Raw genomic sequence first — 260 nt, 5'->3', positions numbered from 1 at the left:
CATTGGCCGCGCGCCCGGTCACGCCCCACCAGTCCGCGACGGTCATGCCAAGGGTCAGCCGGCCGTCTGTCTCGATCTCGACATTGATGCGGCGGCCCGCGAAAAGCTGCGGCGCGATCAGCCAGGCGATGGTGCAGGGGTCGTGCAGCGGCGCGCCCTCGGCGCCGTATTTCTCGCGGTCATAGCGTTCAAAGAAATCGGTCCAGCTTGCCACCGCCGCGCCGACGGGACCGGTGGCGCGCATCGCCTCGACCCAGGCG

The 260-nt window shown here is 70.0% G+C and carries 1 protein-coding gene; it reads right to left on the bottom strand.

The window, feature by feature from the left end:
- A partial coding sequence (locus RMT89_RS43915) for a nucleoside hydrolase (protein WP_315889348.1) occupies positions 1-260 on the bottom strand: 260 nt, incomplete at both ends.

The organism is Streptomyces sp. P17, assembly GCF_032436805.1.
Taxonomy (GTDB): domain Bacteria; phylum Actinomycetota; class Actinomycetes; order Streptomycetales; family Streptomycetaceae; genus Streptomyces.
This window is presented reverse-complemented; position numbering and strand designations above follow the sequence as displayed.